Origin of the sequence: Nostoc sp. FACHB-888 (genome assembly GCF_014696655.1) — a bacterium.
Lineage (GTDB): Bacteria > Cyanobacteriota > Cyanobacteriia > Cyanobacteriales > Nostocaceae > Nostoc.
In genome coordinates this window covers 1-8,423 of sequence record NZ_JACJQM010000180.1, presented here as the reverse complement: position 1 = coordinate 8,423, position 8,423 = coordinate 1, and the positions used below count along the sequence as shown (strand labels likewise).

The window sequence follows — 8,423 nt, the reverse complement described above, 5'->3', positions numbered from 1 at the left end:
GTTAATGGAATCCGCTCACCTGCTTTGTAGACTTGTCGCTTATTGGTATCAATTTTGAGATTGTCTACAACCATTACTCCCAAATTAGAAATAGCAGTAGTTGTTGTATCGTTTCTTCGTCGCAGTAACGAGCGAATTCTTGACTCTAATTCCTTGGGAGAGAAAGGTTTCGCCATATAATCATCAGCCCCTAATTCCAGCCCTGTGATCCGATCTGCTACATCTCCCAAGGCTGTAAGCATGATGATTGGCACATCTGAATATGAGCGTAATTGTTTACATACACCGTAGCCATCCAGCTTTGGCATCATCACATCCAGAACTATCAAATCAGGAGTCGAGAGACGAAAAGCTGATAGAGCTTCTTCACCATCACTTGCCTGAACTACACTGTAGCCAATCATCTCAAGACGCGTCTGTAAAATCTTGCGGATGCTGGCTTCGTCATCTACTACTAAGATTGTGCCTTTATCACCTGATAAGTTTCTCAACGCTGTTCCTAATAAGCGAGAACTCTCAAGCATCCATTATCTGCTTATTAGGAGTCAAAAACGCAAAACAATCCTGATGTACAGTCATGATGAAGAAGCGATCGCTTTAAGGCATTTGTGCTCCTATTATGCTGGGGCATCTACCCGAAAACACATTTGTACACAATTAATAAATTCTTCAACAAGAGACTCGTCTTTTCTACAGATTTAGTGTATCTTGTATACTCCGTGCAATTATTAATACTTCATTTCTGGCAACTTTACTTGAGTCCAAATTTTAAGCCAATGCCTTCGAGGGAACAGCCAATGAATACTTCTAATGAGATACATACTTTGAAAATCATCAAAAAATCTGACAAGCTTACCCTGAGACAGATGAAGCTAATTGAAGAAGCAGAAGACCAACTTCAAGAAGCTAATACTGTCAATTCTTCAGCCCCTGTGGTTGAGGAGCAACCAGTAGCAATTTCAGAGCCTAGAGTTCCCGACTATATTCCATTCCTTGACAATCCTCCAGTACAATCTGTGGGCAACTCTGGCTGGCAGGTTTCTGATGTCTGGCGGGATATTCGGGTAGATGATTTTTGTAATTAAAGCAGACAATTTGTATTCCCAGACGGTTGACCATCAAGGCAGTTGCAGTTATCCATGATCCGAATCTTAGAGATTGAGGGACAGGCACGAAGCAAGGGAGAAAAGTTTTCCCGAATGCATTCTTCAGATGCCTGCCCCTCAATACTTCGCTAAACCAATATTATGGCAACCGCCTGAGCAATTTTTGTAAACTATCTTTGCACTCAGTCAAAGCTATAGTTAATTGTGCCTATAATAAGTTACGGCTAACTATAACTAAAAGTTAGCACCATGTAAGTGTGTATCCCTGGATTACGCATCAAAGGCGATACCAAAGACAAACAAAATTCATCCGCAGCGCAATAGTTTATATTCCGTTGCCAACATGCTCCCTCCGCGATCGCATATTGGTGAAAGTGTTGTGTCTGGGGTTTCGTGTGTTTTAATCGTAGATTATATCGGATAAAAGATAATGCATCCTTATTTTGTGTTGACTATGGGCGATCGCTCTTGTCACTGAAAGCATAAGATGAGGAATTTGCTCACTTTATGGTTTCAAACTGGGTTGCTCAAGTTATGCGCCACAAAGTAAACTCACATCTTGCACCTGGAAATATGAATGTTAAAACCACAACTACGTGTAAGAGGAGTTAATCGTTCAATCTCAAGTAAAAGAAGAGACACAACTATTTGAGGGAAAATAGATTCAAGTGCAGTTTGTGCAGCCTGACCCCAATCAGGGGGTGATGGGAACTGAATTTGGAGATAAGTCCAGTGAGCTATGAGGTAAGCAATAAGAGAAAGGATGAGCCAGCGATATACACCAAGCAGAGTCCCTTGCCCAAAACGATGTAAACCGAAGCGATGCTTGGCAGTTTTAAACCATCCTTCGATCTGCCAACGACGTTTACCCCACCATTTGAGAGTAGAAGCTTTTATGGGTCGAGTCGATAAAACAAAACGTTTTTCAAGCTTGCCTTTATCGCGCTTTAAGTAATACCAAGATACGGTAACGGGAAACTTTAAACCAACCAAACGAACTTGTTGCCCCTGCTTATGTAAATGTCTTAAAATTCTGCCATCAATTAATTTACGATTAATAGGGATACCCGTGACTGCATGATATTTAAGCTTGCGTACACCATGAAGAAATTCAACACTGCTAAAGGCAGTGTCAGCCAAAATCATCACTTGAAATTTTTGAGTTAAACATTTAGGCAAACGCAAGACTTGCTTTAATCCTAACTGTGCTGGAGAGGGAGTACCCTTGCCTCTCCATACTCGGAAACTCCAAGGTATACGCCACTTTCCAACAACTAAATAAACTACTACCAGATGTAGACCACGCTTAGAGTTATAAACTCTTATTAAATCTTTAAAATCTTTAAATTTACCTCGTTTTTCTAAAGTTGTGAGGTCGACAATTACCTGTAAAAATGGTTTGCGTCCTTTACTAGATTGGGAAAAAATCCTTAAGAGTGTTTGCAGTACGTGCTGGCGAATTATACGAATCATCTCCCTTGTTCTCCAAGGATTAATATTTAAAAATCGACTTAATGCACTGGGAGATTTCGTTTGACTGTGTTCAGGTAACGGATGTCCTTGCGCTTGTAAGAATAACCCCAACATTGCTTCAAGGTTATCTTTTTGGTACTGTGTGGGCATCAACTCTTTCAAGGTGTAAACTAACTCTTGGGCGTGGGCAAGCATTGTTCTTACTTTCATAAATTTCCATATTGCACGCCCTTTCTCTCATATTTTGAACCAAGAGTGCAAATCTAAAATGGACTTTCTGATTAAGCAAACTGATGATGATTGGTTTAACTTGCCCTCTAAGTTATTTCCCGAGGCTTTACATCCAAACTCTGTACCCTCAAGAAGCATCTCTGGTTGGGGCGATTACCGCATAGAAGTAATGGAATGTGAAATTGCATTTTCTTTTGAAAGTCCTGGTATTCAAGTGATATTTGGGAACAACAACATCCCAGAAGCACTTGCTCAACAACTGGTAGAAGAAATTTGTCAAAACATCACAACAGTAACAGGACAGAGTGGAGAAGTCATTTGGTTGTCATAACTCTGACTTAGAAACAGTAACATCACTAGATACTTCAGTTAAATTAAAAACTTGACTTTACTTAATTAGCATCTATCTCTTTTGGTCATACTTTTATCGCTTTATTCGCCAATTTGTGGTTTCTCTGGTTAGGTGCAAGATATGAGCTTTCTTGATAACTTGGGCAAGCCCTGAAGGTGACCCAGGAGAAGTTTGCGGCTAAACTTGGAGTGACTTTTCTAACGATTAATCGCTGGGAAAACGGCCACCCGAAAAGACGCAGCCAGACGCTGGCTTGCTATAGGATGGCGAATTACAAGAGCTATCATCATGGTAGAGATGCCTTTAAATAACGAGCGGCAATTGAAGGAAGAACACAAGAGCCTTGCACAAGCATACGAAGCGGTGAGCCAAGAGAATGAACAGTTATCAATCGAACAGCAGGAACGCCAGCGAGTTGAGGAGAATCTGCGGCAGAGCGAGGCGCGGTTGCAGCTGGCTCTCGATGCAGCAGAGATGGGGACATTTGTGTGGGATATCCAGAACGACCGTACCGAATTAGATGCCCGAATGCTGGCGCTTTTTGGGCTACCTACCGACAGCACACTGGATCTTAGGGAAGCACTCGCCACGTTGATTCACCCGGACGAACGCACAGGTTACGCCTGTGCGCTCGCCTGCGCCATTGACCCTAATGGTGACGGCGCACTTCGTCAGGAAATCCGCGTGGTGCATTCAGATGGAGCGGTGCGATGGCTGGCAATTACTGGGCAGACGTTCTTTGAGACTCAACCGCGCCGTGCTGTACGGATGTCGGGCATCGCTGCTGACATTAGCGATCGCAAGCGGGCCGAAGCTGCCTTGCGGTCTTCAGAAGAGCAACTGCGCTTATTCATTACCGCTAGCTCAGACATTGTGTATAAAATGAGCGCGGATTGGAGCGAGATGCGTTACCTCGAAGGCAAGAATTTTCTTGCCAGCATCGATAATTCAAGCGGCACATGGCTGGAACAGTACGTTCCAACCGAAGATCAGCCGCAGGTGAGGGCTGCCATCCGAGCTGCGGTTCGCACCAAGAGTACGTTTGAGTTAGAACATCGAGTCATTCAGCGAGATGGGACGCTTGGCTGGACGTTTTCGCGGGCGATCCCACTGCTGAATGCACAACATGAAATCGTGGAGTGGCTTGGCGCAGCAAGCGATGTCACCCAACGCAAACAGGCACAACTGAACGCCGAATTTCTGGCCACAGTTACTCAGAACTTGATTGAAGCAACCAGTGTGGACGATATTCTTCAGACGGTAGGCGAGCAGTTGAACCGTTATCTTAAAACGTCCAGGTGTGCTTTCATCAAAATCAACGAGAGAACAAACGAAGCCGTAGTCCAGGATGATTGGTACCAGGAGGATGTACCGAGTTTAGTAGGCGTTTATCGGCTGCTGGAATTTCTTACAGAGGAGTTTTTCCAGATAGCCAGAACTGGAAACCCCATTGTTGTTAGGGATGTTTCCACAGATGCGCGCATTGCCAACCAAGAGCGATTCGCCGCCCTCAAAATTGGTTCGTTTATAAATGTGCCTTTGATTAGAGACGGCGAATGGAAATTTACACTTGGTGTTTATCATCAGGAACAATACAACTGGCGCACTGATGAGATTGAGTTGATGCGTGAATTGGCAAACCGCATCTGGACAATGCTCTCACGTACCTATGCCGAAGCTGCCTTGCGTGAGAGTGAGCAACGGTTTCGGGTGATGGCAGATGCTGTTCCACAAATTGTTTGGATTACAGATGCCGAAGGGAGGGTAGAGTTTTTCAACAAGCAATGGAGCAACTACACCGGAGTTCCTTACGAACCGACGACGGCAGCGCAGGTGGCAGCTAATTTTGTTCACCCGGAGGATGGCGAGCGCACAATGGCAGCGTTTAACGAAGCACGGCGTACGAGCAGCGTTTTCTCGGTCGAACATCGGATTCGCTCGGCGGCGGGAACCTATCGCTGGTTTCTTGTTCGCGCCGAGCCTTACCAAAATCTACAAACGGGCGAGATTATTCGTTGGTTCGGCGCATCAGTCGATATCCACGCTCGCAAACAGGCAGAAGCTACCATTTTGCAACGGGAAGCGCAATTTCGCCAACTGGCGGATGCAATGCCGCAACAGGTTTGGATTAGCGATGCTCAAGGCAACACGCAATATGTGAATCAGCAATGGACAACTTATACCGGGCTGACACTGGAGCAGACTCAAGATATTCACGCATCAACTGAAATCATTCACCCGGATGACTTTGAAAGCACGAGTCAACTGTGGAGTACTGCCCTGGCCACCGGAAGCCCCTATCAAGCTGAATTTCGCTTGAAATACCAGGCTGATCATACCTATCGTTGGTTTCTCTCGCGCGCGATCGCCATTCGTGACGAACAAGGACAAATTGTGCAATGGTTTGGCACTGGCACAGACATTGATGCGTTCAGACGCGCCCAGGCTCAACGAGAACAACTTTTACAGCGAGAACAAACCGCACGAGAAGTCGCCGAAAACGCCAACCGCATCAAAGATGAATTTCTGGCGGTGCTGTCTCATGAGTTGCGCTCACCCCTCAATCCCATCCTGGGTTGGACTCAATTACTCCAAAACGGCAAACTCGATGCTGCTCGTCAACGAGAAGCTTTAGCAATCATTGAACGCAACGCCAAACTACAGACGCAATTGATTGAAGACTTGCTTGACTTCTCCCGCATTATACAAGGCAAACTATCTTTAACAGTGATTCCTGTTAGTTTGACCTTTGTGATTTCTGCTGCTGTAGAAATAGTGCGATTGGCGGCAGAGGCAAAAAACATTGAGATCGTGCTGGATCTTGCTCCAGAGAGCGCTCTGGTTTCTGGAGATGTAGCCCGTTTGCAGCAGGTTGTTTGGAACTTGTTGACCAATGCTGTCAAGTTCACGCCTAACGGCGGACAAGTGAGTGTTGAACTGCGACAGCTTGACGGGCTGGCACAAATTCGAGTCATCGACACAGGTAAAGGTATCAATCCGCAGTTTCTGCCTTATGTGTTTGAGTATTTTCGACAAGAGGATGGTTCAACCACGCGCAAGTTTGGCGGTTTGGGATTAGGGCTGGCAATTGTGCGACAAATTGTTGAGATGCACGGGGGAACAGTGCTGGTAGAGAGCTTCGGTGAAGGGCAAGGTGCAACCTTCATTGTGCAATTGCCGACGATGCAACAGATATCACCCATTGCACCTCAACCTATCGGGCCCCAAGCAGAGACAGGATTGCCGTTAGCAGGTATTCAAATTTTGTTGGTAGATGATGAACCAGATACCCGTGAGTTTCAAACTTTTGTTTTGGAACAGAGTGGGGCAACCGTGACGGCTGTTGCTTCTGGATTGGAGGCATTACAAGCATTGGAACAATCCATTCCCGACCTGCTAGTGAGTGACATTGGGATGCCCCAGATGGATGGCTATATGCTAATAGAGAAAATTCGAGCGCTACCATCTAATCTAGGTGGAATGATCCCAGCAATTGCACTAACTGCTTATGCCACAGAAACGGATCAGCAACGGGCACTTCAGGTCGGATTTCAAACTCATATTACAAAACCTGTGGAGCCAGAGCAGTTAGTCAGAGCGATTGCAGTTTTATTGGAAGGATTTCAAACGACCATTTTACCCTGATCAACTCTTTCATTGAAGCGATAGGCCATTCCGGCATGGCAACTCTACCAGACGCAGTTCGCGTTCGCGTTACCGCTTTCATGCAATGAGGTAATTTTTGAATTATTGCATTAACGATCAAGTTTACTTTGGCTGTCTCCACACAAGGTTGTACTCTCTCTCAACAGCTGCCAGCAGCAAAGCGTGCAAGGATGACAGGTAAGGTTTGGTTTGCTTTGCTTCCCCAATCCTTGCAACTGCAAAATACTTGAAACCCTTGATTTATCGTTACAATAGTATTAGTAGTTAATAATCCCCAGAGGGTTAATCTGAGCGCTACTGAGCTTACTCGTCGTCAGAAGATAAGGAATCTTCTTCGTCATCCTTGTCAAAATTTGTATTGCTGAGGGGGACTATGGGTGAATCGAAACGCCGAAAGGCAATATTAGGCAATCACTATGGTTTGCCTAATATTTTCAATGAAGTCCAATTAATGTGGACGCAGATTAATTTCTCAATCAAGCGAGTCAAAGATTCTGATAATGGATGTTTACTTGTTCAGTGTTCCAACAACGACCGAGGATTCCATCAAGACAGTATTGCCCAACTTCAAAAAGAAATAGAAAATTGGAAATGTGATTTGGATATTCCTATCTTGATCCAAGTTCTCCCGAGGGGAGTTAAAAATTCAGAAACTAAACTTTTTGATGGGTTCGTTACCCTTTGGTGCAATTGTCCGGAATTTAAATTGTGGCGAGAAATATTTGAAACTAAACGAGTTTAGTGAACTTTGTTGCATTAAATTATCAAGAAAGGCAGAGGGCAGAAGGCAGGAGGCAGAAGAAATACTGGTTTCTGCTCTCTGCCTGACAATCATGGAACAAGGGTTTAAGACCCCCACCAAATTTTCAATTTGGTAGCCCCAATTTAGGAGGGGTTGGAATCCCCTACAAAACATTGAACCTTCTGCCCTCTGCCTCCTGCCTCCTGCCTTCTTCAATGTTTCCTAGCTGCACCATCATTTCTGTTGCCTCCACTCGATTTTGTACTCCCGTTCCACAGCCACCAGCAGCTTTGCCTGCAACGAAGATAAATAAGGTTTAGCTTGTTTCCCCAACCCCTGCAACAGCCAATCTACAGAAGGGTCACGGCTGGCCACTTGATGCAACTGCCGTAACCTCACACATAACTGCTGCATAAAAAAGCAATCTTCATCAAGCAATTTTAGTGATTTCACCTGTTCGATTTTTACGGTGTAGTCGCCGTCCCATGTCTGGAGTGTACAATTGTATTCCCCAACATGAGTTACCACGCCCCAATAACCTGTTTTACCTCTCAAGTCTAGGTTATCTTTGGGCAGAAGGATGCATATTTCACCAATATGGTAAGGATTGGGTACTTTCGGACTTTCGCGTATTTTATCCACAACATCTTTCACTATACGACCAGAAGAAATCTTATTCCCAGCTTGCTCTACTGCCTGCTGCCATACATTCGCTTGTACAGTCGGTTCCAACTCAGCTTTTGCTAAAAACCGCAGTTGTCGTTCGTTGGTCGGCATTGGAATTTGCTGACCATTGGTCGGCAAAAACTTAATTATGATTCTCGTAAACAGCAGTAGCCGAAATCTTCAAGTA

At 44.8% G+C, this 8,423-nt stretch carries 8 protein-coding genes; 5 read left to right on the top strand and 3 right to left on the bottom strand.

What is annotated here, in order from left to right; all coding sequences use genetic code 11:
- Positions 1-524: response regulator (locus H6G26_RS35590; RefSeq protein WP_190735999.1), on the bottom strand; the 524-nt coding region annotated here is incomplete at its 3' end.
- A gap of 273 nt (positions 525-797) precedes the next feature.
- Between H6G26_RS35590 and H6G26_RS35585 the strand changes: the two genes are divergently transcribed.
- Positions 798-1,085, top strand: a complete 288-nt coding sequence (locus H6G26_RS35585; protein WP_190735998.1) for a hypothetical protein — start codon at positions 798-800, stop codon at positions 1,083-1,085.
- 573 nt (positions 1,086-1,658) lie between these two features.
- Here the strand turns inward: H6G26_RS35585 and H6G26_RS35580 are convergent.
- On the bottom strand, positions 1,659-2,789 hold the full coding sequence (locus H6G26_RS35580; protein ID WP_199327240.1) for a transposase: 1,131 nt from the start codon (positions 2,787-2,789) through the stop codon (positions 1,659-1,661).
- Between the two features lie 58 nt (positions 2,790-2,847).
- On the opposite strand from H6G26_RS35580, the gene H6G26_RS35575 reads away from it, so the two are divergent.
- The 4 genes from H6G26_RS35575 to H6G26_RS35560 all read left to right on the top strand — a co-directional run bounded on the left by H6G26_RS35575 (position 2,848) and on the right by H6G26_RS35560 (position 7,570).
- On the top strand, positions 2,848-3,141 hold the full coding sequence (locus tag H6G26_RS35575; RefSeq protein WP_190735996.1) for a hypothetical protein: 294 nt from the start codon (positions 2,848-2,850) through the stop codon (positions 3,139-3,141).
- A gap of 176 nt (positions 3,142-3,317) precedes the next feature.
- Positions 3,318-3,473: a helix-turn-helix transcriptional regulator gene (locus H6G26_RS35570; protein ID WP_347242564.1), complete on the top strand. Its 156-nt coding sequence runs from the start codon at positions 3,318-3,320 to the stop codon at positions 3,471-3,473.
- Entirely contained in the window at positions 3,451-6,807 is a 3,357-nt protein-coding gene (locus H6G26_RS35565) for a PAS domain-containing protein (protein WP_190735994.1), read from the top strand. The genes H6G26_RS35570 and H6G26_RS35565 overlap by 23 nt, the downstream gene beginning before the upstream one ends.
- A 394-nt stretch (positions 6,808-7,201) precedes the next feature.
- Complete coding sequence (locus H6G26_RS35560; RefSeq protein ID WP_190735986.1) at positions 7,202-7,570, top strand: hypothetical protein; 369 nt, start codon at positions 7,202-7,204, stop codon at positions 7,568-7,570.
- A gap of 234 nt (positions 7,571-7,804) precedes the next feature.
- Here H6G26_RS35560 and H6G26_RS35555 read toward each other — a convergent pair whose 3' ends face one another.
- Positions 7,805-8,347 (bottom strand): hypothetical protein, encoded by a 543-nt coding sequence (locus H6G26_RS35555; RefSeq protein WP_242054140.1) that lies wholly within the window; start codon positions 8,345-8,347, stop codon positions 7,805-7,807.
- Positions 8,348-8,423: the final 76 nt, after the last annotated feature.

What these genes read in the sequence shown, in the direction of transcription:
- H6G26_RS35565 (WP_190735994.1), top strand. Translation starts at nt 3,451, where the DNA reads ATGGTAGAGATGCCTTTAAATAACGAGCGGCAATTGAAGGAAGAACAC.
- H6G26_RS35575 (WP_190735996.1), top strand. Translation starts at nt 2,848, where the DNA reads ATGGACTTTCTGATTAAGCAAACTGATGATGATTGGTTTAACTTGCCC.
- H6G26_RS35555 (WP_242054140.1), bottom strand. Translation starts at nt 8,347, where the DNA reads ATGCCGACCAACGAACGACAACTGCGGTTTTTAGCAAAAGCTGAGTTG.
- H6G26_RS35585 (WP_190735998.1), top strand. Translation starts at nt 798, where the DNA reads ATGAATACTTCTAATGAGATACATACTTTGAAAATCATCAAAAAATCT.
- H6G26_RS35580 (WP_199327240.1), bottom strand. Translation starts at nt 2,789, where the DNA reads ATGAAAGTAAGAACAATGCTTGCCCACGCCCAAGAGTTAGTTTACACC.
- H6G26_RS35560 (WP_190735986.1), top strand. Translation starts at nt 7,202, where the DNA reads ATGGGTGAATCGAAACGCCGAAAGGCAATATTAGGCAATCACTATGGT.